The organism is Roseibium sediminis (assembly GCF_008711325.1).
Lineage (GTDB): Bacteria > Pseudomonadota > Alphaproteobacteria > Rhizobiales > Stappiaceae > Roseibium > Roseibium sediminis.
Genome location: NZ_VXDB01000002.1, coordinates 279,668 through 302,942, shown reverse-complemented (window position 1 = coordinate 302,942; position 23,275 = coordinate 279,668). Strand labels below are relative to the sequence as shown.

20 protein-coding genes are annotated in these 23,275 nt (G+C 57.5%); 13 read left to right on the top strand and 7 right to left on the bottom strand.

The features are described 5' to 3' along the window. Positions 1–129: 129 nt before the first annotated feature. The 3 genes from F0155_RS03365 to F0155_RS03355 all read right to left on the bottom strand — a co-directional run bounded on the left by F0155_RS03365 (position 130) and on the right by F0155_RS03355 (position 3,139). Positions 130–717, bottom strand: a complete 588-nt coding sequence (locus tag F0155_RS03365; protein ID WP_150523055.1) for a hypothetical protein — start codon at positions 715–717, stop codon at positions 130–132. Positions 718–1,386: 669 nt separating this feature from the next. Next, positions 1,387–1,947, bottom strand: coding sequence for an imm11 family protein (locus F0155_RS03360; RefSeq protein WP_161599743.1), 561 nt, complete (start codon positions 1,945–1,947; stop codon positions 1,387–1,389). A 502-nt stretch (positions 1,948–2,449) separates the two neighbouring features. Beyond that, complete coding sequence (locus F0155_RS03355; protein WP_150523053.1) at positions 2,450–3,139, bottom strand: winged helix-turn-helix domain-containing protein; 690 nt, start codon at positions 3,137–3,139, stop codon at positions 2,450–2,452. 76 nt (positions 3,140–3,215) lie between these two features. Here F0155_RS03355 and F0155_RS03350 point away from each other — a divergent pair, with 76 nt between their 5' ends. Genes F0155_RS03350 through F0155_RS03340 form a run of 3 tightly spaced genes read left to right on the top strand, consistent with a single transcriptional unit; the run spans position 3,216 to position 4,516 of the window. Continuing rightward, on the top strand, positions 3,216–3,521 hold the full coding sequence (locus tag F0155_RS03350) for an NIPSNAP family protein (RefSeq protein WP_150523052.1): 306 nt from the start codon (positions 3,216–3,218) through the stop codon (positions 3,519–3,521). 16 nt (positions 3,522–3,537) lie between these two features. Continuing rightward, on the top strand, positions 3,538–3,885 hold the full coding sequence (locus F0155_RS03345) for an antibiotic biosynthesis monooxygenase family protein (protein WP_150523051.1): 348 nt from the start codon (positions 3,538–3,540) through the stop codon (positions 3,883–3,885). 49 nt (positions 3,886–3,934) lie between these two features. Further along, entirely contained in the window at positions 3,935–4,516 is a 582-nt protein-coding gene (locus tag F0155_RS03340) for a class I SAM-dependent methyltransferase (protein WP_244303452.1), read from the top strand. Here the strand turns inward: F0155_RS03340 and F0155_RS03335 are convergent, their stop codons facing one another. Together F0155_RS03335 and F0155_RS03330 are read right to left on the bottom strand one after the other, a co-directional pair. Then, positions 4,517–5,917 (bottom strand): ATP-binding protein, encoded by a 1,401-nt coding sequence (locus F0155_RS03335; protein ID WP_150523049.1) that lies wholly within the window; start codon positions 5,915–5,917, stop codon positions 4,517–4,519. Then, positions 5,914–6,642: a response regulator gene (locus tag F0155_RS03330; RefSeq protein WP_150523048.1), complete on the bottom strand. Its 729-nt coding sequence runs from the start codon at positions 6,640–6,642 to the stop codon at positions 5,914–5,916. Before F0155_RS03330 ends, F0155_RS03335 begins: the two co-directional genes overlap by 4 nt. Before the next feature lie 216 nt (positions 6,643–6,858). On the opposite strand from F0155_RS03330, the gene F0155_RS03325 reads away from it, so the two are divergent. From F0155_RS03325 to F0155_RS03305, 5 genes are all read left to right on the top strand, one after another. Then, positions 6,859–7,833 carry an EF-hand domain-containing protein gene (locus tag F0155_RS03325; RefSeq protein ID WP_150523047.1) on the top strand — a complete coding sequence of 325 codons (975 nt, stop codon included), beginning with the start codon at positions 6,859–6,861 and terminating at the stop codon, positions 7,831–7,833. Between the two features lie 178 nt (positions 7,834–8,011). Next, the gene (locus F0155_RS03320) at positions 8,012–9,031 is read left to right on the top strand and encodes a hypothetical protein (RefSeq protein WP_150523046.1); all 1,020 of its coding nucleotides are present in this window, start codon (positions 8,012–8,014) and stop codon (positions 9,029–9,031) included. 601 nt (positions 9,032–9,632) lie between these two features. Continuing rightward, the gene (locus F0155_RS03315; protein ID WP_150523045.1) at positions 9,633–10,763 is read left to right on the top strand and encodes a type III PLP-dependent enzyme; all 1,131 of its coding nucleotides are present in this window, start codon (positions 9,633–9,635) and stop codon (positions 10,761–10,763) included. Positions 10,764–10,774: 11 nt separating this feature from the next. Continuing rightward, a complete protein-coding gene (locus F0155_RS03310) occupies positions 10,775–11,326 on the top strand; it encodes a GNAT family N-acetyltransferase (protein WP_150523044.1) in 552 nt (183 codons plus the stop codon). A 345-nt stretch (positions 11,327–11,671) separates the two neighbouring features. After that, on the top strand, positions 11,672–13,057 hold the full coding sequence (locus tag F0155_RS03305) for a homospermidine synthase (protein ID WP_150523089.1): 1,386 nt from the start codon (positions 11,672–11,674) through the stop codon (positions 13,055–13,057). Between the two features lie 16 nt (positions 13,058–13,073). Here F0155_RS03305 and F0155_RS03300 read toward each other — a convergent pair whose 3' ends face one another. After that, positions 13,074–14,912, bottom strand: a complete 1,839-nt coding sequence (locus F0155_RS03300; RefSeq protein ID WP_150523043.1) for an adenylate/guanylate cyclase domain-containing protein — start codon at positions 14,910–14,912, stop codon at positions 13,074–13,076. 202 nt (positions 14,913–15,114) lie between these two features. On the opposite strand from F0155_RS03300, the gene F0155_RS03295 reads away from it, so the two are divergent. Continuing rightward, a complete protein-coding gene (locus F0155_RS03295; RefSeq protein ID WP_150523042.1) occupies positions 15,115–17,274 on the top strand; it encodes a HAMP domain-containing methyl-accepting chemotaxis protein in 2,160 nt (719 codons plus the stop codon). A 68-nt stretch (positions 17,275–17,342) separates the two neighbouring features. Here F0155_RS03295 and F0155_RS03290 read toward each other — a convergent pair whose 3' ends face one another. Continuing rightward, positions 17,343–18,920, bottom strand: a complete 1,578-nt coding sequence (locus F0155_RS03290) for a SulP family inorganic anion transporter (RefSeq protein ID WP_150523041.1) — start codon at positions 18,918–18,920, stop codon at positions 17,343–17,345. Positions 18,921–19,282: 362 nt separating this feature from the next. On the opposite strand from F0155_RS03290, the gene F0155_RS03285 reads away from it, so the two are divergent. The 4 genes from F0155_RS03285 to F0155_RS03270 all read left to right on the top strand — a co-directional run bounded on the left by F0155_RS03285 (position 19,283) and on the right by F0155_RS03270 (position 23,249). After that, positions 19,283–20,065 (top strand): substrate-binding periplasmic protein, encoded by a 783-nt coding sequence (locus tag F0155_RS03285; protein WP_208999100.1) that lies wholly within the window; start codon positions 19,283–19,285, stop codon positions 20,063–20,065. 137 nt (positions 20,066–20,202) lie between these two features. Next, positions 20,203–21,384, top strand: a complete 1,182-nt coding sequence (locus F0155_RS03280) for an aminotransferase (RefSeq protein ID WP_150523040.1) — start codon at positions 20,203–20,205, stop codon at positions 21,382–21,384. A gap of 41 nt (positions 21,385–21,425) precedes the next feature. Next, entirely contained in the window at positions 21,426–22,454 is a 1,029-nt protein-coding gene (locus F0155_RS03275; protein WP_150523039.1) for an asparaginase, read from the top strand. A gap of 96 nt (positions 22,455–22,550) precedes the next feature. Next, the gene (locus F0155_RS03270) at positions 22,551–23,249 is read left to right on the top strand and encodes an RraA family protein (protein WP_150523038.1); all 699 of its coding nucleotides are present in this window, start codon (positions 22,551–22,553) and stop codon (positions 23,247–23,249) included. The last annotated feature ends 26 nt before the right edge of the window (positions 23,250–23,275 follow it).

The window sequence follows — 23,275 nt, the reverse complement described above, 5'->3', positions numbered from 1 at the left end:
GTCCGCGCTTTTTTTGCATTCAATCCAGCGGGAACAGCTCCAGCAGCTTCTGCCGACCGGTCAGGGAGCCTCGGATTGATCCTGATCGTTGCAAAACGATCAGGACTATAAAAATTATCAAGGGCATACTTATTCGGTGAATACGAGCTGATTACTCAATCGCCCGAATGCATCTCTTGCCGCTGCTTTCGCCTGTTCAGATGTGGGCTCTCTCACCACCAATACCCGGGCGTCGTTTAGGAACGTAGATTTCTTTACCGTCTTAATTCTCAGGGTGCCAATGTGAAGTATCTGCCCGCTTTTAACATTAAATCGCGGCTGCAAAAGTGCTTTCAGGTCGTTAATTTCTTTCGAGAGGGACTTTTTTCCGTCCTCTAGTGATACATAGCTCTTGTAGCAACGTAATCCTACCACCCTGTAGTTGCCGGGTGAAACGACGACCTTATCTTCTTTGGAGAATATACTAATAGATCGATTGATTTTATCTTGTTTATTAATGCTGTATACCTCCTCTCCGCCTTCTCGCGCAATGTACGTCGTGCTGATCCCGCAAAAGGTTTCGTCTATATAGACGTCTCCCATGACTACCGATTTTCCGCTTCTTAATTGATTTTCGTACTCGGTTATTTCGCTATCGTCCGCTTGCTTGTAAGTGTTTTCGTTGGACAGGCACCCGGTAAGCGCGAGTGACAACACCATGATGAAAAGTGCTTTCATTTGATTCCCTCAAAAGGCTTTTTTGTCGCTAATTCGGTCGCGCACGCTATTCAGGTTGTTGTGTCTTTGCAAGGTCCAAATACATGCCTTCATCTAAGGGAGTTTGGGTGTTTTTATCGGGTTTCCGACGCTGCGGGCGTGGCGCGTTTCTTGAAATTATATCGCTCTGTTCACGCGGCCAATAATCTGGTGTTTAAAGGAACAAGATAGCCAAACAGCTACATCGAATTGGTCCGCGCCTTTTTTCATTTGGGCGTCTCTGGTCGTCTGCGTTCCACCGCTTGGCTTGCAATGGCCACTTGTTCCCCTCCCCCTTGTGGGGAGGGGGTACATCCCGCCCCATCCGGAAACCCGGTCCTGCAGAACGACTTTCACCCCCACCCTTGCCCTCCCCACAAGGGGGAGGGGACGGAGAGATCGTGCAGCTTCCGTTGCTCCAGCCGAGCAGGAACTTGCTACCTCCACGAGACGTCATCCCGCACTTGATGCGGGATCCAATATGCCTCTCAGGTTTGCACGAGCTGAAACGTGAGCTCTTGTCGTGTTGAGTGAACTTTGAAAACGGACAGGCCGCTGGAATTCAATGGATCCCCGATCAAGTCGGGGATGACGGTCGGGCAAGGCGAAACATCATTCCGACTCAAATGCTCCCTTGGGCAAAACCGTTTTTCAATTGCCAGAATGCGCCTTTTCCCAATCCAGGATCGGCTGAATGTTGTCTTCCGGCGTCCAGGGCTCATCCAATTCTTCGCAATACTCAGCGGTAAAGTACTTGATCTTCTCGCGCTTCATCGCCTTGTGAAGCTCGTCCGAGATGAAAAGCCCAGTCATTCTGAAACTTTCTCCCCAAAGGTGTCGCCCATCGATGGCTGGTTTACTAAACACAGTTTTTCTGGCGGGGCTTAGGTCTGGGCGTGGCGGATATAATTCTGTCCCTTCGACCCAGATCACCTCGGAACGATTTGTCAAAACACAACCAAAGGAAATTGGGCAGTTGAAGATGTAGTAACGGTCTTCGACCAACTCGCCATCCTTGCGATAAAGCGTCAGGGGAAAGAACTGATGGACCCCCGGCTCAAAGCTCTCGACAAGGGTCTTGAACCGCTCACTGACAGCATTGAGGCCGGGCATGGCGAAGATATCGGGATAGACCTTTTTCTTGGAGGTTTCCCTTGCCTGCGTCGGTAGCCTTTCAACAGGAGCAGTTCTGTATGCGCTCAAGCCATACATGTACATGTTCTCAGGCCCATCCAGAAACTCAAAGCGCGGTTCCCGATTGCTATAGGCCAGCTCTATCCAGTATGCCATTAGTGCCTGCTCCCCAATAATACGACTTAAAATACCTCTGCGTTATGTCTGGGTGTGGTCGGAACTGCGGTCCCTGTCAATTCCGGTGATCGCCAGAACGCGATGAATTTCCCTCGCCAAAAAGGGGAGGGGATGGTGATATCGCGTGCGGCGCTGTTTTTTAAGACCACAGAGGCCCCACCAACACGAGACGTCATCCCGCACTTGATGCGGGATCCAATATGCCTCTCAGGTTTGCACGAGCTGAAACGTGAGCTCTTGTCGTGTCGAGTGAACTTTTAAAACGGATAGGCCGCTGGAATCCAATGGATCCCCGATCAAGTCGGGGAGGACGAACTGAACATGAACGGCATTCACAGGGCTTCGCATCACCCGTTTTGGCAAGGTAAGTTCTCATGTTTCCAAGGCATGGGGTCCAGCCAGCTCAACCGAGCGGGAACAGCTCCAGCAGCTTCTGCCGACCGGTCGGGGAGATGTGGATGATCCTACTGTCCTTTTCCCGGCGGGCCCAGCCGAGATCCTGAAAGCGGGAGAGGAGGGCAGCGCCGATGCCGCCGGCCAGATGGTTGCGGCGTTCGCTCCAGTCAAGGCAGGCGCGGCACATGGGACGGCGGGCTTTGGAAAGCGAAGCAAGGTCAATCTCGAACTCGCTCATGAAAGCCTTGCCCGCTGCCGTCAGCGCAAGGCCGCCGGGCCCGGATTGGGCGGTCAGGAAGCCGCGTTCCGTCAGGCTGTCGAAGATACGCACGGCCAGATCGCCCGCCAGATGGTCATAACAGACGCGGGCAGCGCGCAGGGCCGGGTCCTTCGGGCCGGTGCGCGTTCTCAAATGGCCCTGATTGGCCGCAAGACCCATCAGGGCTTCCAGAACCGCACTGACATCAGGCCCCGAGAGGCTGAAATAGCGATGGCGTCCCTGTTTGGCCTGCGCCAGAAGTCCGCCGTCCTGCAGCTTGGAAAGGTGAGAACTGGCGGTGGAGAGACCAACTCCTGCCTCCTGAGCCAGTTCCGAAGCGGTCAACGCCTTGCCGCTCATCAACGCCGTCAGCATGTTGGCACGCGCGGGATCGCCGATCAGCGCGGCAAGTTGGGCAATGTCCGGTCCTTCTTTCATACTTCGATCCTAATCGAAGCATGTGTTGCGCGCAACATGGCAGAAGCAGGCCACCAAACCAAAAAGGACCAACACGATGATTACCTGCTTCATCCGTTACCACATCGACCCCACGAAAAAGGCTGCCTTTCAGGAATATGCCCGCAATTGGGGCGTTGCGATTCCGCGCTGCGGCGCAGACCTCATTGGCTACTATGCCCCGCATGAGGGGTCCAGCACGCTGGCCTATGGGGTTTACAATATGGAAAGCCTAGCCGAATACGAGGCCTACCGCGCCCGGCTGATGAACGACCCGCTGGGCCGCGAAAACTATCTCTTTGCGCAAAAGGAAAAATTCCTCTTGCGGGAAGACCGCACCTTCCTGAAGCTGGCCTCCTCATGAGGGGAGAGGAAACATCATGATCGGCGTCATCTTTGAAGTGGAACCGCATGCGGACAAGAAGGACGCCTATCTGGCCATGGCCGCGCAGATGCGCCCGCTTGTCGAGCAGATCGACGGGTTCATCTCGGTGGAGCGGTTCCAGAGCCTCACCAATCCGGACAAGCTGCTGTCGCTGTCGTTCTTTCGCGACGAGGCCGCGCTCGATGAATGGCGAAAACTGACCCAGCACAGGAAAGCCCAGGCCGCTGGCCGGGGCAGCTTCTTCAAGGATTATCGCCTGCGCGTCGTCAGCATCATCCGCGACTATGGCATGACCGACCGCGATGAAGCCCCGACGGACAGTGTGGAGGTGCATGGCGGGTAAGACACCCAGTGTTGTATGTGAAGTCTTTACATGCAGATGGAGAAGTCTAGTGAATGATACTTTGAAATTTTACAATATAAACGCCCTCAAATACGCCTCTGATATGGGGATGCCCGATGAAAATTTAAATCATTTTACAAAATATCTGAAATCTGGCGCCAAGGTTCTGGAACTGGGAACTGGCAGTGGAGCGGATGCAGAAATAATGCTTGCAAACGGCTTTGACGTGCTGCCCACAGATGGTTCAGAAGAATTGGCCGCTATTGCCACGGAACGTTTGGGGCGGCAAGTTCAAATCATGCAGTTCAACGAGCTGGAATTCGATAGTGCGTTCGACGGAGTATATGCGTGTGCGTCCCTCACACACGCCGAAAGAAACTTGCTGCCCGACATAGTTATCCGCATCAACAAGGCCTTGTTGGGGGGCGGAGTAGTTTGGGCAAGCTTCAAACTTGGAGAAGCCGAGGGTTATGACAAATTTGGTCGATATTATAACTACCTAACCCCAGAAGAGTTGATATCGGTGTGGCGCCGGAACGGTGCCTGGTCCGAAGTGAATATGAACGAATGGCTTGGTAGCGGATATGACGGAGTTGAAACCAAGTGGGCCGCTATCACTGCATTTCGATGATCAACCCAAAGGCAGTCTGACTGTCACCACAAGGCCGCCTGCCGGTCCGTTGGCGAGGCTCAGCTGCCCGCCATGGGCGTGGATGATGGAGCGGGCAATGGAGAGACCGAGACCAATGCCGCCGGTTTCCTCGCTGCGGGAATCCTCAAGCCGTACGAAGGGCTCAAACACGTCATCCAGCTTGTGATCCGGAATGCCGGGGCCCTTGTCGGAAATGGTGATGAGGGCCGCGTCCGGTTCTGCCATCAGGCGAACAGATACCGCCTCCCCGTAGCGCACTCCGTTTTCAACGAGGTTGCGCAGCGCCCGTTTCAGCGCCATCGGACGACAAGGAGCAAGCAGGGGTGCGGCTTCCTCCAGTGACACGGCGTGGCCGAGCGTCTGCTGGTCGGCGGCAAGCTCCGACAGGAGGGCGGCAAGGTCGATGGTCTCGCCCTTTTCCTTGAAGGAGGCTTCCTTGGCAAAGGTCAGCGTTGCCTCGGCCATGGACGCCATTTCATCCAGGGTCTGGATGATCTTCTCCCGGTTCTCGTCATCCTCGATGAATTCGGCTCTCAGCCGCAGGGAGGTGATGGGCGTGCGCAAATCATGGCTGATGGCCGCCAGCATCTTGGTGCGATCCGAGACAAAGCGCGTCAGCCGGTCTTGCATCTCGTTGAAGGCGGCGATCACGGCCCGCACTTCGCCGGGTCCGCTTTCCTTCAGCGGCGGCACATCCTCGCCCCGGCCCAGGCTGCCAGCGGCATCCGCAAGGTTCTTCAGCGGGCGCGTCAGGCGGCGCACCACGAAGATCACGATCAGGATGATCAGGGCTGCCATGATCGCCAATTGGGTCATCAGGGGCTTGATGGCCCAGGGTGGCGGGCGATAGCTGGTGGCCAGATTGAGATAGGACCCGCCCTTGAGCGGAATGCTCAGTTTCAGGTCCACCTTGCGACCCAGCAGCCGGTCCGGCGGCGAGCGATCCTTGCGCCGATCCTCTGCGCGCGGTGGGGGAGGCGGGCGCCTGTCCCGTCGGGGCGGGTCTTCCATCTGCAGATTGATGTCGCGGCCGTCGGCGAATTCCGATCCCAGCATGTGCAGGATATGACGTTCGGTGCTGCTGGTTCCGCTGGACCGGAGCAGGGCCTTGTCAGAGACCCAGAACCGGGTGAACTGGCTGGACGACGCTTCCAGAATACGCGGATGAAGATCGGCCGGAGTGTCTTCAAGGAGTTTGGCCACTTCCACGCTGCGCTGAAGCAGATTGTCCCGCGCAAGCTGGATCAGGGCGATCCGGCGCTCGTCATGAAACACCCAGATGCTGATCATCTGCGACACGAAGACGGCCGCCAGAAGCAGACAGATCAGCTGGCCGGCAAGGCTTTTCGGGGCAAGGCGGGACAGGGTGGCCTTGATCATGCGGCGCTATCCGACACATCGGCGGTAAACATGTAGCCTCCGCCCCAGACCGTCTTGATCAGGCGCGGATCCTTCGGGTCAACCTCGATCTTCTTTCTCAGGCGCGAGACCTGATTGTCGATGGATCGGTCAAACACGTTTGGCATGCGCCCGCTGGTCAGATCCATCAGCTGATCGCGGTTGAGCACCATGCGCGGTCGTTTCAAAAAGGCGCAGAGCAGCTGGAATTCACCGCTGGACAGGATGACCGGCTCGCCGAGCTGGTTGAACAGCTCCCGCTTGCCCACATCCAGTCGCCATCCCTCGAAATGCAGCTGGTCACTTTCCAGCGGATCGCGGTCGCGCGGTTCCTGATTGGTGCGGCGAAGGACGGCTTTGACCCGTGCCAGCAATTCGCGGGGATTGAACGGCTTGGTCACATAGTCATCCGCGCCAATCTCCAGACCGATCACCCGGTCCATGTCATCGGCCATCGCTGTGAGCAAAATGACGGGGATCGATCCTGTCTCCACCAGATGGCGGCACAAGGACAGGCCGTCTTCACCCGGCATCATGATATCCAGCACGACAAGGTCGATCACCGCGGCCTTCAGGGCCTTGCGTGCATGGGCGGCACTTTCGACTGCCGTTGCCCGAAAGCCGTTCTTGATAAGGTAGCGGGCGAGGGTCTCGCGAATATCGCGGTGGTCATCTACGACGAGAATATGCGGACTTGGGTCGGACACATGTTGCTCCGGGTTTGCCTGATCTTGTTCCTACACCAATCTGGTGAGGGTTTTTCCCGATTTTCTGCCGGAAGCCGGGTCAATTTGTATCAGTATGTATCAGCGCGGGGATTCGCGACAGACCGCGACAGTTCAGCGGTTTTTCAAGGATAGTTCTGCCACATGTCCCACCTATCTTGAGGATGTCGCAGGGACAACCTGCGGGAAACAAACCCGATGGAGTTGATTGGGATGACACCGTTCAAGAAAACGACTTTGGCTCTTCTGGCTGCAACCGTCGCCGCTACCGCATTGACTGCAAGCTACGCGGTTTCTGCCCGTGAGGGCGGTCACTGGGGGGGCGGTGACAAGGCATTCGGCTGGCACATGGGCGGCGGCAAGCGCGGCGGCCACATGTTCAAGCGTTTCGACACCAACAAGGATGGCTCGATTTCGCAGGAAGAAGTGGATGCGGAAACTGCGAGCCTCTTTACTGCGGCAGACGCCGACAAAAACGGCATCGTCGGACTGGAGGAGTTCAAGGCCCAGTTCGTCGTGCAAAGCGAACCGATGCGCATCCGTGCGTTCCAGCGTCTCGACCGCAATGGTGACGGCACAGTTACAAAGGAAGAGTTCGACGGATTGTCCGAAAAGATCTTCTCGCGGATGGATCGCGATGGAGACGGCATTCTGGAACCGCGAAAGGGCGGAAAGCGCGGTGAGCGCGGCGAACAACAGGCACGCGGTGAAGGCGAAAACGCTCGCGAAGACGGACGAGGCCGTGGTGGCGACCGTGATGGTCATCATGGCGGCAAGCGCGGCGGACCGAACCCGATGCGCATGATCTTCTCAACCTTCGACACGAATGGCGACGGCAAGATCACTCGTGAGGAATTCGACACCGTTCGCGGTCAGCTCTTCGCCTCCGCCGATCCGTCCGGTACGGGGTCCTTCGACAAGGACGGCTTCTCCGCCATCTGGGCGACACTGAATGACGAGCATCTCGTTCGCATGTTCCAGTCGCTGGACACCAATGGCGATCTCGGTATCACAAGCGAAGAGCAACAGGCCAAGACCGCCGAAATGGTCGCTCGCATGGACAGCAACAAGGACGGCGTGATCACCAAGGCCGACCTGAAGCGCGGCATGTGGAAGCACGGACGTGGCCATGGCCGCGGTCATGACAACGACCGCGATGGCGACGACAACTGACAAAATGGCTGATCTCCCAGCTGGAGACGCCGTTTGAATCAGACCAAAACCGGGGCTGCGCACTGGCGTGGCCCCGATTTTTTATTCCTGCATTGATAAAGTTCCCTAGCGTTATTTCTATTTTTACGGCTGGTGGGCATTCTCTGCGCGGTATTTTAGAAAAAATTGGCCGGGACACATGAAACAGGAAAATCTGGGGCAGTTGATCGACGAGATTATTCGCTCAAACCGTATCACGACTGATGATGTTTTTCGCCTGCGGCGAACAATCTATGATGCACAGAGTGTTGTCAGTCAGGAAGAGGCCGAAGCGCTTCTGTACCTGAACGAAAATGTATCCGATGCGGACCCGGCATGGAGCGTCCTGTTTCCCGAAGCGCTTGCCGATTTTGTGGTGCATCAGATGAAGCCCGCCGGGTATGTGACCGAGGACCAGTCGAACTGGTTGATTGCCGCGATTACCCGGGATGATCACATCTGCACGCCAACTGAACTGGATGCGATCCTCAAGATAATGGATGTGGCGCGTTCGGTGCCAAAATCCCTTGAGCTGTTTGCGCTGGAGGCGGTGAAGGATTCCGTGATCCATGGTGCCTGCACGACGCGGTCGGGCAAGGAACTGAAGCCCGGTGTCATTTCCGATGCCGAGGTCGAGCTGATCCGCCAGATCCTCTATGCCGGAGCCAATGGCGGCGGCATTGCGATCTCCCGCGAGGAAGCTGAAATCCTGTTCGACATCAATGACGCAACCGCCGAGGCAGACAATGCACCAGCGTGGTCCGAGCTGTTTGCCAAGGCTGTTGCAAACTTCCTGATGGGGCTTTCCGGCTTCACACCTCCTTCGCGAGAAGTAGCTCTGGCGCGTGAGAACTGGCTTTCCCAGGAAGGCGGGTTTGACGGCGGGGTAAGCGGGTTCTTCAAATCCATGGTCGGCGCGAGCACGTCCACCGCGCGTGACGCCTATAATGACCTCACAAGGGACCCGGCAGCCGAAAGGACCGCCCGACTGGCAGAGGAAATTGCCGCCAACGAAGTGGTCACGGAATCGGAAGCCCGCTGGCTGGTGGATCGCATTGGCCGGGACGGCATCCTTCACGAGAACGAGAAGGCTCTTTTGCGCTTCATCCACGAGGAAAGCCCGAACATCCATCCCTTGCTGGAACCCTTGATGGAAAAGGTCGTCGGCAAGGTCGCCTGATACCTCTCAAAACCAAGGAATTCCGGTTTTCGCCGGGCCTCAGATAGCTGTTTGAAAAGACAGGACAAAGACCGCCTTCGGATAGCATCCGGGCGGTCTTTTGCATTCTCCAAAAACAATTCCGAAAAACGCGAAATTTATACTTGATCTTAAGGGTATTTGGCCGCATATGGGTCTTGCCCAAATTCGCACGTGCCCGTGGTCGTTCATGAGGTTCATCAGAAATCTCTTAAGGGGCCGCTGCCAGTAAACACCGCCAAGGGGCGGGGCAGCAAAGTCCGGACGGCTTAAAGCAACGACGTAAGAGGGCCCTTTTGGTCTCTGCCGGGGTTCCATCCTCCGGGGTTACTGAGAAGAGGCACCTAGTACATCCTTGCCCGACGTGCGGTTCGGTATCCCGATCCAATCAACGGCATTCCCGACGCGGGAAAGCTTTGCGCCTGTCAACGCATCGCCCAACCGTCGCTGAGGTTCGTCATCCGTCTTCCGGCTCCAAACCGGAGGAGGGACGCCGCGTCATCAGCACCCTGCGACGTGAAACTGCATTGCGCAAAGACAAGAAATGCGCGCTTGCAGCTGAAAATTGGAAGGGGAAACCCTCATGAGCGAACGTATCCGCGAGTTTCTTCGCCGACGCGACGAAGACGGCCCTTGCGTTGTCGTCGATCTCGACATTGTGCGCGAAAACTATCACGCCTTTGCCCGGTCCCTGCCGGACACTTCCGTTTTTTACGCAGTCAAGGCCAATCCGGCGCCGGAAATCCTGGCGTTGTTGGAGCGTCTTGGCTCGTCCTTCGATTGCGCCTCGGTCGGCGAAATCGAAATGGTTCTCGCAACCGGCGCTTCCGCCGACAGAATTTCCTATGGCAACACCATCAAAAAGGAGAAGGACATTGCCAAAGCTTACGCGTACGGGGTCCGCCTCTTTGCCGTGGACTGTGTCGAAGAAGTCGAAAAAATTGCCCGTTCTGCGCCTGGAAGCCGCGTCTTCTGCCGCGTCCTGTGTGACGGTGTCGGAGCCGAATGGCCGCTTTCAAGAAAATTCGGATGTGATGCAGCTATGGCCCCGGACGTGCTCGAACACGCCCACCGACTCGGCCTCTTCGCACACGGCGTCTCCTTCCACGTCGGCTCACAGCAAGCCAACCTCGAAGCCTGGGATCTCGCTCTCGCCATGGCAGCCGGGGTCTTCAAGGAAATGGCGCTTCGCGGGATCGAACTGAAGATGGTCAACATGGGTGGGGGCTTCCCCACCCGCTATCTGAAGGATGTTCCGGGCGTACCGACCTATGGGGCTGCCATTTTTGGTTCGCTGACCAGACACTTCGGCAATCGCCTGCCATCCACCATCATCGAGCCGGGCCGCGGCATGGTTGGTAATGCCGGCATGATCGAGGCCGAAGTGGTCCTGATTTCCCGCAAGTCCGCCGAGGATGAAGTGCGTTGGGTCTATCTGGACATCGGCAAGTTCCACGGGCTGGCCGAAACCATGGACGAAGCCATCCGCTATCCGATCCGGACCCCGAAGGACGGGGACCTGACTGCTCCGTGTGTTCTGGCCGGTCCGACATGCGACAGCGTCGATGTGATGTACGAGAAGACGCCCTATGAGCTGCCGGTCAGCCTGTCCATCGGGGACAAGGTCCTGATCGAAGCCTGCGGCGCCTACACCACCACTTACTCGACAGTGGGCTTCAACGGCTTCGCGCCGCTCGCCTCCTACGTGATCTAGGAACCAGGGTCATGGTTACGATTGTTGATGAGGTGCCGGCTCACACCGGCGTCCGTGAGGCCCTGCTCGACCTGAGCTTCGGTCCCGATCGGCATCTGAAAACCAGCGAGCGGCTACGTGAAGGCCGCCTGCCGGTCTTTGCCTACAGCGCGCTGGATGAAAACGGCACCCTTGTGGGGACCGTTCGCCTGTGGGCCGTCCGCGACGAGGACGGCACGGACTGCCTGTTGCTGGGCCCGCTGGCTGTGGACCCGGCCCTGCGTGGCCAGAAGGTCGGCGACCGGCTGATGCGTCACGCCCTGAACCAGGCTGCCGTCTTCGGCCATCGCTCTGTCATCCTCGTGGGAGACCCGAACTACTATGTTCGTTTCGGTTTCCGCGGTGGCCTGCTGGCTAATCTGGACCTTCCCGGCCCGGTTGACCGGCACCGCTTCCTTGCGCTTGACTTGCGGGCAGGGGCATCTGCTGCCCTTTGCGGCGTGCTGCAGGCGGCAGGCGAGATGGCACAGACCGGTCTGGCGACAGATCAGGATCGCTTTTCGCAAATTGGCGATCGGCTGTGATAGCCGACTGAATTGCGAAGTTGTATATGACAGTGAGACAGCGTTGTATCCGGTGATCGGAAACAACGCACCTTTCCAGAAGGACGTCAGCGACAGGATGCCAGGGTTTGTCAGCCCGGCTGAGTGACATAGCAGGAGTACCAAATGACCGAAGAAACCGGAAAAACGGTGACCGCGGGGAGGGCCAGGCCAGTAAGAGCCAAGGCCGAAGCAAGTCCGGCAAAACCGGCACCTGCCAAGCGGAAACCGGCTGCTGCCAAGAAGTCGGCAGCGCGCAAACCGGGCAAAGCCGCACCCAAGGCTCAGGTCTGGCCAAAGCACGGAACGATCACCGGACCGCTGGTGATGATCGGTCTGGGCTCCATTGGCAAGGGAACGCTTCCCTTGATCGAGCGTCATTTCGACTTCGACAAGTCGCGCTTTACCGTCATTGATCCTGTCGACACCGATGCAAAGCTGGTAACCGATCGAGGCTACCGCTTCGAGCAGGTTGCGCTGACGCCTGACAATTACAAGGACATCCTGACCCCGCTGCTGACAGAAGGCGAAGGGCAGGGATTTGTGGTCAACCTTTCGGTCGACACCTCCTCGCTGGATCTGATGAAGCTGTGCCGCAAGCTGGGCGTTCTGTATATCGACACGGTCGTTGAACCCTGGCTCGGCTTCTATTTCGACGAAACCGCTCCCGCTGCTGCCCGCACCAACTACGCTCTTCGCGAAACCGTTCGCAAGGAGAAGAAGAAGCGTCCGGGTGGAACGACGGCCGTATCCTGCTGCGGCGCCAATCCGGGGATGGTTTCCTGGTTCGTCAAGCAGGCCCTTGTCGATATTGCTGCTGAAAGCGGTCTGGAATTCGACATGCCCCAGAGCCGCAAGGGCTGGGCCATGCTCATGCAGACCGTCGGCGTGAAGGGTATCCACATTGCCGAACGCGACACCCAGCGTGCCAACTCCCCCAAGCCGATGGATGCCTTCTGGAACACCTGGTCCGTTGAAGGGTTTCTGTCGGAAGGATTTCAGCCAGCTGAACTGGGCTGGGGTACCCACGAAAAGTGGAAGCCGAAAAACGCGAAAAAGCACAAGAAGGGCAGCAAGGCCGCGATCTATCTGGAGCAGCCGGGCGCCAGCACCCGCGTGCGCACCTGGTGCCCGACGCCGGGACCGCAATTCGGTTTTCTTGTCACCCACAACGAGTCGATCTCGATTGCGGACTACTTCACCGTGAAGAAAGGCAAGAACTTCGCCTACCGGCCGACCTGCCACTATGCCTATCATCCGGCAAATGTGGCCGTTCTTTCCCTGCATGAGATGTTCGGCTCCGCAGGCAAGATCCAGGAAAAGCTCCACGTTCTGGATGAAAGCGAAATTCAGGACGGCACCGATGAGCTCGGTGTCCTGCTCTATGGCCACGGCAAGAACGCCTATTGGTATGGCTCCCAGCTTTCCATCGAGGAAACCCGCAAATTGGCCCCGTACCAGAACGCGACCGGCCTGCAGGTGACCTCTGCGGTGCTGGCGGGCATGGTCTGGGCACTGGAAAACCCGGAAGCAGGGATCGTCGAAGCCGACGAGATGGACTTCCGGCGCTGCCTTGAAATCCAGAAGCCGTATCTCGGACCGGTCAACGGGTATTACACCGACTGGACCCCGCTGGACGGCCGCCCGGGCTTCTTCCCGGAGGATCTCGATCTCTCCGACCCGTGGCAGTTCAAGAACATTCTGGTTCGATAATCTGGGTCGAGCCTACTCAAGTAAAACTGTCCGCTGAAAAGCGGGCAGTTTCGGCTTCGGGCAAAACCCGTACCACATGCACGGCCTGATCCTTGCCCTTCACGGCGCGGTCGCCGATGTCTTCCATGGTCAGGTCTGCATTCGAGTGGTCTGCAATCACCTCGCGCGAGACGAGGATCATGACGTCCGCATCAGGATCAACATCGCGTCCGAGGCTTTCGAGCCTTGAAGCGATATTCACCGTGTCGCCGATCACCGTATAGTTGACCCGGCCCGGCGCGCCGATATCACCAACCACCAGAGGCCCGACATGAATGCCGATGCGGATACGCACCGGCGGAAGCCCTTTTGTCTGGCGGGTCGCATTGTCTTGCCGAATGGCAGTTGCGATCGAACGAGCAGCAGACAGGGCCAGTCGCTCGGGATGGTCAACATGTTCCGGGGCGCCCCAAAAGGCCATGACGCTGTCGCCGATATATTTGTCGATTGTTCCGTGATTGGCTTCAATCGCATTGCCGACAAGACCGAGGTGATGGTTGATGAAGCCCGCTGTCTCAACGGCTCCCATCTTTTCCGAGACCGAAGTGAAACCCGCAATATCGGTGAAAAGGACAGCCAGCTGGCGTTCGGTCGGGGCTGAAATGTCACGCCCTTCGGACATGATGCGCCGGACAAGGCTGCGCGGGACATAACGTACAAAGGCCTGCAGCACCTCCACCATGGCATTGAAGCCGGAGGCAAGGTCATCAAGCTCGCGAATTTTGCTGGCAGGCAGCGACTGAACCGCCTCCAGGTCAAAATCGGCGACCTGCCGGGCTCCGAAGGCTGCCCGGCGAATGGGGCGCGCAATCCACTTGGCAAGGAAAACCGCACACACCAGCGCGACGACAAGAATGGCAAGCGCCAGAAGGGCGGCTTCGATCAATTGCAGGAAAGGTTGGCCAAAAAGCGCAGCGTCAAAATGAACGCCTACCGTCACATCTGAAAAGTCGCCTTTGACCGGCCGCTGGAGCACCATGAAGCGCTTGTCGCCTCCGGGCGCATTTCCAAAATAGACTTCGTAGTTGTCTTCAAGGCCATAGGTTTCGTTATCCAGTCGCTCGAGCTGCTTGAAGGAGGCGATGAAAGGATCGCTCGCTTCTTCCAGCAGCGGAAACGGTTTTGCTGACGAGAGATTGACAAGCGATTCCTCGATATCCGGATGGGCGATGAGCAGGTTTTCCGCCGTCATGAACACCGTGAAATCATCGTCCGACAATTGTGCTGCAACCTCCGAGACCTGGCTTATCGACACCATGACGAGAACAAGTCCCAGAAACGTGTCCTTGCCACGCACCGGATCGGCAAAGATGAAATAGGTCTGTCCACGCTCGGTGAAGTAGATCGGATCGGTCCAGAAGGCTCCTTCGGATGTCCGGGCTTCTTCAAATATGGGTTTCAGGAGGGGGAGATTGTCGATGTGAACAAGCAGGGGCGCAAAAATGCCATCTGCATCTCCCTGTTCGACACCGACAGCGTTTCCATCGGGATCAACGACCCAAATGTCAGAGGTCTGCGGCGTACCGGCCATGGCCCCGTAGATGAAAGAGGCGACCGTTTGTCTGTTCTCAAGAAGCAGACTGCCGGCTTCTATCGATGTTGCAATGAAACCCGCCTGTTCCTCCACATCCTGCCCACGCGTATCAAGGAACAGCCCCAGACTGGAGACCGTTTCGACAATCAACTCGCTGCCCAGGTCTCGCAACAGCTTCTGTGAAGCCCGGAACTCCACGAAAAGGATCAGCGCAGACGTCAGGAACACAAACGTGCCTATCACGGTGGACAGGGTGGGTACGATTTTGAGTTTGGTCTTCAAGGTCGGTACCTGATCGGTTGCTCGGCGCAGGCGTGTTGCGAGTTCGCGCCTGAGGAGACTATTGGCATTTGTTTCAAAATGAAAAGTCCCTGCTATTAATCAGGATGATATAAATGCAAATAACGTAATAAATACAATATTTTAAGAGCTAATTAAAAGGCTGGTGGTAACTCTGTCATCACGAGGTTCTCGGAGTGGTGGGATGACAATTCAGCAGAAAGTGATGTCAGGTATCCTGTTGATGGCAGTTCTGGCTGTCATATCTGGCGGGATCGGGCTCTGGCAGGTGAAGTCGATCGAGGGGCAGATCAACGAGATTTCGGACGTGATCGCGCCGACAGTCGAGACAGCGGATGACGTTGTCTACTACTCGACGGAAATGCAGAAGCTCATTGTCGAAATGTTGGCGGACGAGGATATCCCCGATGTCGAGGGCCTGAAGCAGGAATATGCGGCCACCGTCGTGAGATTCAACAAGGCGCTTGAGGAATTGAAGGAAGTCATCATCGATCCCGAGATGGATGAGGCTGTCAATTCGCTCGCCGACGAGAAGGAGGCCCTGTTCGCCGCAGCGGATGCCATGTACTCCGCGCACCTGAGCGCCCTCAATCTTGAGGTCAAGGCCGAACATCAAATGGAAGAGCAGGATGCGCTAGGCGACGCGTTCAGCAAACGGCTACTGGATATTTCCGAGAGCAATGAGCAGGAGATGGCAGCCGCTGAAGAGGCGGGCGACGTCCTCGCTGGCAAGGCGGGGTCAACGGCAGCTCAGGTGAATGACATTCTCGGTGAACTCTTTGAACGCGATTACCCGATGGTGGAAGCTTCCCTGAAGCTTCGCGCGCTGGTCAAGGCGATCGAAGGCGCCGTGGATGAGACGCTCGCCGAGGAAGACCCGGCAAACATGCTGAAGCACCGCCAAATCTATTCTGATCTCGTAGCATCCGCAGATAAATGGCTAAAGGTTCTGGAAGACAACGCAGAGACAGATGCCGACCTTGCCGAAATGAAGGACGTTCATGCCGACTTCAAGGTTTGGGCGGACATGGCGCTTGCTGCTGATGGTGTCTTCAGCACGCACGAAAAGATGCTCAAGGCTGAGCTGGAAGCCGATTTTCAGGCTGAGGAAGTCGACAAGATTGGTGACAATCTGGTCGCCCAGATCAACGTTGTGATCGACGCGGCTGATGCGCTGAGCGACAGTGCGGACGACCGTGCAGCAGCTTTGGTTTCGAAGGCAACTGTTATCTTAAGCTCCCTTGGCGCTCTTGTGATTGGCCTTGGAGTTGCGCTCGGGCTCCTTGTCAAGAAGACGGCAATCCAGCCTCTGAACGAGATCACACATCTCATGGAGCGGCTTGCCAGGGGTGAGCTTGAAATCGACGTGCCTTACCGTGATCGTGCTGACGAAATCGGCAAGATTGCGCAGGCTCTTGAGGTCTTCCGCATGAGCGGCGTGGAACGGGTCAAGCTGGAAGGTGAGGCTGCCAAGGCTGGCGAGCGCAGCGCTGCCCGTCAGCGGAAGGTGGATGAGCTCATCAGCCGCTTCCGCTCGCGTGTCCAGACGATCCTGAGCGAGATTTCCGGCGATAGCGGTGCGTTGAGCGCAGCAGCAGGCACCTTGAACCAGATCGCCGAGGAAACCTCGACAACAGCTGAAAGCGCGTCTGACGCCTCTGTTGAAGCGACACAGAATGCGGAAACGGTTGCTTCGGCCACCGAGGAGCTTACAGCATCGATCCGCGAGATCTCCGACAAGCTTTCACAGGGCCTGAACCTCGTGAACACGGCAACTGCGGATTCTGAAAGCGTCAACGGAAAGGTCCGCTCCCTGGCGACTGCAGCACAGCAGATCGGTCAGGTCATCGGCATGATTTCCGACATTGCCTCCCAGACCAATCTTCTGGCACTCAATGCGACCATCGAGGCCGCTCGTGCTGGCGAGGCGGGCAAGGGCTTTGCGGTCGTGGCGTCCGAAGTGAAGTCGCTGGCCGAACAGACCAGCCGCGCGACGGAGGAAATCTCCCAGCAGGTGACGGCCATTCAGGCGTCAACCGAAGAGGCCGTCGACGGCATTGGTGGCATCGCCTCTTCCATGTCGGAGATCGACGAGTTCATTGCCTCCGTTGCTTCCGCTGTCGAGCAGCAGTCCGCAGCCACTGTCGAGATCGCCCGCAACGTGCAAAGTGCCGCCGAAGGCAACAAGCAGGTTACCGGCAATATGGAACATGTGCGCTCAGCGGTCGGAGAGACCAAGAACTCCGCCGACAGCGTGCTTGAGGCATCGTCCGGGCTCGCGCGTCGCACGCAGGAGATCAACAACGAGGTCGATAGCTTCCTCAAGGGCGTGGAAGCGGCCTGAGGAACGCTTGCATTTGACAGCAAGCAAAAAGAAAAAGGGGCGGAAAATCCGCCCCTTTTTCAATATGGTCAGGACTTGGCCGGTGTTTCGAACCGGTGGCCGTAATCAACTGCAATCTCATAGTCGGGATCTTCCAGAACGGAGACCTCGACAAGATTGCCTGCCTTGTCGAGCAGCTTCATGCAGTCCGGCGACAGGTGCCGCAGATGCAGGCGCTTGCCAGCTGCTTCGTATTTTGAAGCCACGGCATCAATGGCCTCCAGCCCGGAATGGTCGACAACGCGGCTGTCGATGAAATCGATCACGATGTCGTCCGGGTCGGTTGCCGGATCAAACAGGTCGGTGAAGCCGGTCGTGGAACCGAAGAACAGCGGCCCGGACAGACGATAGACCTTCCAGCCTTCCTTGCTCGTGCCGATCCGCGCATCAATCCGCTTGGCGGCATTCCAGGCATAGGCTAGAGCCGAAATGATCACCCCGACGACAACAGCCACGGCAAGATCCGAATAGACGGTCACACAGGTCACCACCACCATCACAAGCGCGTCTGTGGGCGGGATCTTGTGCATGATCTTCAAACTGGCCCACGCAAAGGTGCCGATGACGACCATGAACATGACGCCGACCAGTGCAGCGACAGGAATCTGTTCGATCAGCGGGGAGGCAAACAGGATAAAGGACAGCAGGAACAAGGCAGCCATGATGCCGGAAATGCGGGTTCTGGCGCCCGATTTCACGTTGATCATCGATTGCCCGATCATCGCGCAGCCGCCCATGCCGCCGAAGAAGCCCGTGACCACATTGGCCGCGCCCTGGGCAAGGCACTCCTTGGAGGCGCCGCCCTTGGTTCCGGTCATGTCGGCCACAAGGTTCAGCGTCAGCAGGGATTCAATCAGGCCGATGGCTGCCAGAATGATGGCATAGGGCAGAATGATTTCCAGCGTTTCGAGCGTCAGCGGCACCATGGGGATATGCAGGGACGGCAATCCTCCGGCGATGCTGGCCAGATCGCCAACCGAACGCGTATCCAGCCCAAGTCCCAGCACGATGGCAGACACGAACAGGATACCGGCGAGGGGAGCCGGGAAGGCGGTCGTGAGCCTCGGCAAGAGCCAGATGACCGCCATGGTCAGGGCAACGAGCCCCAGCATGAGGTAGAGGTCAGCTCCCGTCATCCAGGTCAGCGCGCCGCTTGCGTCCTCAACCTTGAACTGCCCCATCTGGGCAAGGAAGATGACAATGGCCAAGCCATTGACGAAGCCCAGCATGACCGGATGAGGCACCATGCGGATGAATTTGCCCCAGCGAAGGACGCCGACCACGATCTGGATCAGCCCCATCAGGACCACGGTGGCAAACAGATATTCGACCCCGTGCTGGGCGACCAGAGACACCATGACCACTGCCAGAGCGCCGGTCGCTCCGGAAATCATCCCGGGACGACCACCAAAGCAGGCTGTAATGAGGCCGACGATGAAAGCGGCATAAAGCCCGACAAGCGGATTGACCCCTGCAACAAAGGCAAAGGCAACGGCTTCGGGGACGAGAGCCAGCGCGACGGTCAGTCCGGCGAGGACTTCGGTCTTGATGCGGCTTGGCGTTAATTCGGTAGACACGGGCCCAAGGGCCTCGGCGCGAGCGGACAAGGCGAGCTCCAAATTTCAACTGGCGACAGGATTTTGTGTACGATCCGGGGGCGCAGGAGGCCGCAAGGGACGCAACGTTGGCGGAACTTGTAACGACCCTTCTGCAATGCAGCAAGAGTAATTGGCCGCTTTCTTCCCGTTAGCGTCAATAAATTCGCCCCTGCGGACAGACCCTCGCCACTTTTTGCATCATGGGAAGTTCCTCTGGGGAAATTCGCGTATGGAAAAATGAAAAAAGAACCATGATAATGGTATAGGCCGATGTGTTTAGTGAAAGTGGATTGCATCGGACCATGATTTATTCAAAGCTCTGTTGGTGCGTCGCATTTTTTATTTCATAAGGCTTGGTTTTGCAGGCGCGCATGATCGAGGATATTCGACAGATGTTGGGAAGCCTGGCACGTGCCGTTCTGGGGGCTGGCCTGTTGATGATTGCGGCAGAGGGCCCTGTGCATGCTGAAACCATTCGCCTTGGAATGGACGCATGGCCGCCTTTCCGGATCGAGACTCCCAAGGGGTATGAAGGCATTGATGTAGACCTGATCACCGAGGTGTCACGGCGCATGGGGATCGAGTTTCAGATCGAGCACAAGCCATGGGGACGCAGCCTGAAATCCATGGAGTTCGGGATTCTGGACGTCATGACCGGGTTGGCCTATCGGGAAGAGCGGGCCAAATACATCCTCTACACAAGCACACCCTATTACGCCTGCTCGACGGTTTTCTACACGGCGAAAGGCGAGGGCAAGGACATTGCGACCTATCAGGATCTGAAAAAGTTCAGCGTTGGCTACGTTCTGCACTCGGCCTATTTCGAGCCCTTCGACGCGGATGACTCCATCCGCAAGGTTGGTGTTGCGACCGAGGAAAACCTCGTCGACATGTTGATCAACAAGCGCATCAAGACAATCGTCGGCACGGACTGTCAGGTCGACTACTATCTGGAATCCAACAGCCTGTCGGGACTGTTCGAAAAGACCGCTTACCGGCCGGGGAACACGGTGAACCTTTATCTCGGCATTTCGAGAAAGTCGCATTGGGTCCATCGGTTCGAGGAATTTGATCGGATCATCGGCGAACTGGTCGCAGAACGATACCCGCAAACAATCGCTGAAGGTTATGTCGGTTCCGTCGATATGAATTGACGTCGCGGACCGGGAACCCATCCTTAATCACGTGGTTGCAAATCGGAAAACATGCTCGACGGAACGGGCCGAGGCGGGTAGAACCGCGTATATCCGCCCAGACAGAAGAATGCCGGAAAACCCGTCGGGAGCCCTTCATGAAGCCAACCAATCCGGTTTTTACCGGCCTGCAGACCACCATCTTTGAAACCATGTCACGCCTTGCCATGGCGCATGGTGCGGTAAATCTTGGGCAGGGTTTCCCCGATGTGGACGGGCCGGAAGACATTCGCCGCGTGGCGGCTGAGGCGCTCATTGACGGGCCGAACCAGTATCCGCCGATGCTGGGCCTGCCGGACCTGCGCAAGGCGGTGGCAGACGCCAACAAGCGCTTCTACGGCCTTGATATCGACTGGCAAACCGAAGTCCTGATCACCTCGGGCGCAACGGAAGCACTTGCCGACACGATCATGGCGCTGGTGGAACCGGGCGACGAGGTGATCCTCATTGAGCCGCTCTATGATTGTTACATGCCGCTGGTGCAGCGGGCAGGCGGCATCCCGGTTCGGGTGCGCGTGACGCCGCCAAGCTGGGACCTTGATCTTGAGGCACTGGGCGAGGCGTTTACAGAAAACACCAAGGCGATCCTCATCAACAATCCGATGAACCCGGCCGCCAAGGTGTTCTCCGACAAGGAACTCAACCAGATTGCAAACCTGTGTGTTCAGCATGATGTGTTTGCCATCTGCGACGAGGTGTATGAGCATCTGGTATTCGATGACCAGAGCCATTGGCCCTTGATGAATTTCACCGGCATGCGAAACCGCTGTGTGCGCATCGGATCTGCTGGCAAGACCTTCTCCCTGACCGGCTGGAAGGTGGGCTATATCACTGGTCCTGCAGAGCTGATCGATCCGATTGCCAAGGCCCACCAATATGTGACCTTCACCACCCCGCCCAACCTGCAAAAGGCAGTTGCTTTCGGGCTGGCAAAGGAAAACGACTATTACGAAGGGCTTGCCGGAGACCTGCAGCAAAAGCGGGACCGCATGGCAAAGGGGCTGGAAGCACTTGGCTTCAAGGTTCTTCCCTGCGCGGCGACCTACTTCCTGACATGCGACATTTCCGGCCTCGGGATTGGCGAAGATGACGTGAGTGTTTGCAAGAAGCTGGTCGAGGAGGCCGGGGTGGCCGTGGTACCCGTTTCAGCCTTCTACGCCGATCACGCGCCGACCCACTTTGTCCGTTTCTGCTTCTGCAAGAAGGATGACGTAATTGACGAAGCGTTGTCGCGTCTTTCCGCTTACCTTTTGCCGGAAACTGCGTTAGCTAGTCGCTGAAATATCGGTCGAAAGACCAATCCTCCAAAAGGCTTTGGCGCATGGATAATCCCACGCTTGTTGAAGTGACCCGCGGGTCACTCGTTGAATGCCGCCACCGTGGCGCAATCTCGATCTTTGATGCGGACGGCAAGTCTGTCTTGTCCATTGGCGACGTGTCTGCCCGCGTCTTTCCGCGTTCGGCCATCAAGGCGTTCCAGGCCTTGCCGCTGGTGGAGTCGGGTGCTGCCGAAGCGCTGGATTATGATGATGCGGAACTCGCGCTTGCCTGTGCTTCCCATAGCGGGGAAGAGGTTCACGCCAACTCCGCTCGCGTCATGCTGATCAAGGCGGGCTTGAGCGAAGAGGCTCTTGAATGCGGCTCGCAGTGGCCCAAGCGCATGGAAGACGCGGCCAAGCTTATTCAGGCCGACGAACAGCCTTGTGCGCTTCACAACAATTGCTCGGGCAAACATGCCGGTTTTCTGGGCCTTGCCCGCGTCATGGGCGTTCAGACGCAGGGCTATGTGAATGCCGACCACCCAGTGCAGCAGGAAATCAAGCTGGTCATGGAGCAGATGACCGGCGACACGCTGACCGCCGATGTGTGTGGAACGGATGGCTGTTCGATCCCCACTTATGCCACCGCCCTGGACAAGTTCGCGCTTGCCTTTGCACGCTTCGGGACCGGCGAGGGGCTGGATCCCCTTCGGGCCAAGGCTGCGGAGCGGCTCTATGAAGCCTGTGTCAACGAGCCCTATATGGTGGCCGGAACAGATCGTTTCTGCACCCGCAGCATGGAAACGTTCCGTGGCCGTGTTTTCGTGAAGACGGGCGCTGAAGGTGTCTTTTGCGCTGCCATTCCCGAACTTGGCTATGGCGTTGCCCTGAAATGCGACGACGGGGCAACCCGCGCATCCGAAGTCATGATGGCGACTGTTCTGCAGGGCCTTCTGGATCTCAGCGACGACGAAGCCAAGGTTCTGGAAAAGGATGTTCGCACCGACATCCTGACCCGGCGCGGAGTGGTGGCCGGTCAGGTTCGCCCGACCGCCGATTTCGTGGAAAAGGTGCGTCAGGCAGCTGTCTGACGCGATTGCCTGTTCGGGCGAACACATCCGCACGGAACTGCCATTGTCAACGATCTGGCGGCCTCCTACCGTTCTGTTCCAGACCGGGAGGGGGCCATGATCGAAGAACCGAAATCCTTGACTATTCGCCGTCATTGGGCACGGCCAACACAAGCGCAGATTGATACGTTCAAGGGCATGCCGACCAGTTTTGTGGTCGATGCCATGGACGGACGCGGCGCGTTGGACATGTCCATCCGCCCCATTGGTGACGGGCGGGATCTGAACTGTGTGGCCGTTGGTCCGGTACTGACTGCCGACAATGGGCCGGCCGATGTTCTGGCGACGCTGGCTGCCCTTGGATATGTGCAGCCTGGTGACGTTCTTGTTGCGGGTAACAATGCGCATCAGGGAACGGCAGTGGCCGGTGACCGGGTCATGGGCATGCTCCGCAACTCTGGCGGGGCCGGATTTGTCACCGACGGACCCATGCGGGATTATCAGGGCATTGTCGACGCAGGTCTTCCTGCCTGGTGTACGGGACTTAATCCCGCCTCTCCCTTTTCATCCGGGCACGGACGCATCGGCCTGCCGCTGCAAATCGGCGGGCAGACAGTCAATAGCGGCGACATGATCGTCGCAGACCGTGATGGCGTGGTGGTTGTGCCATTCGACCAGATAGACGCGGTCATCGAACGGCTGACGCATGTCTGCGCGCTGGAGAAAAAGCTGGACGGAGAAGTCGAAAACGGGCGTCGGACCATCGATGCGATCATGGCAAGAATCGAAAACGGCGGCGCGGTCTTCGTGGACTGAACAGAAGCGTTCTTATCTTTGGAGGT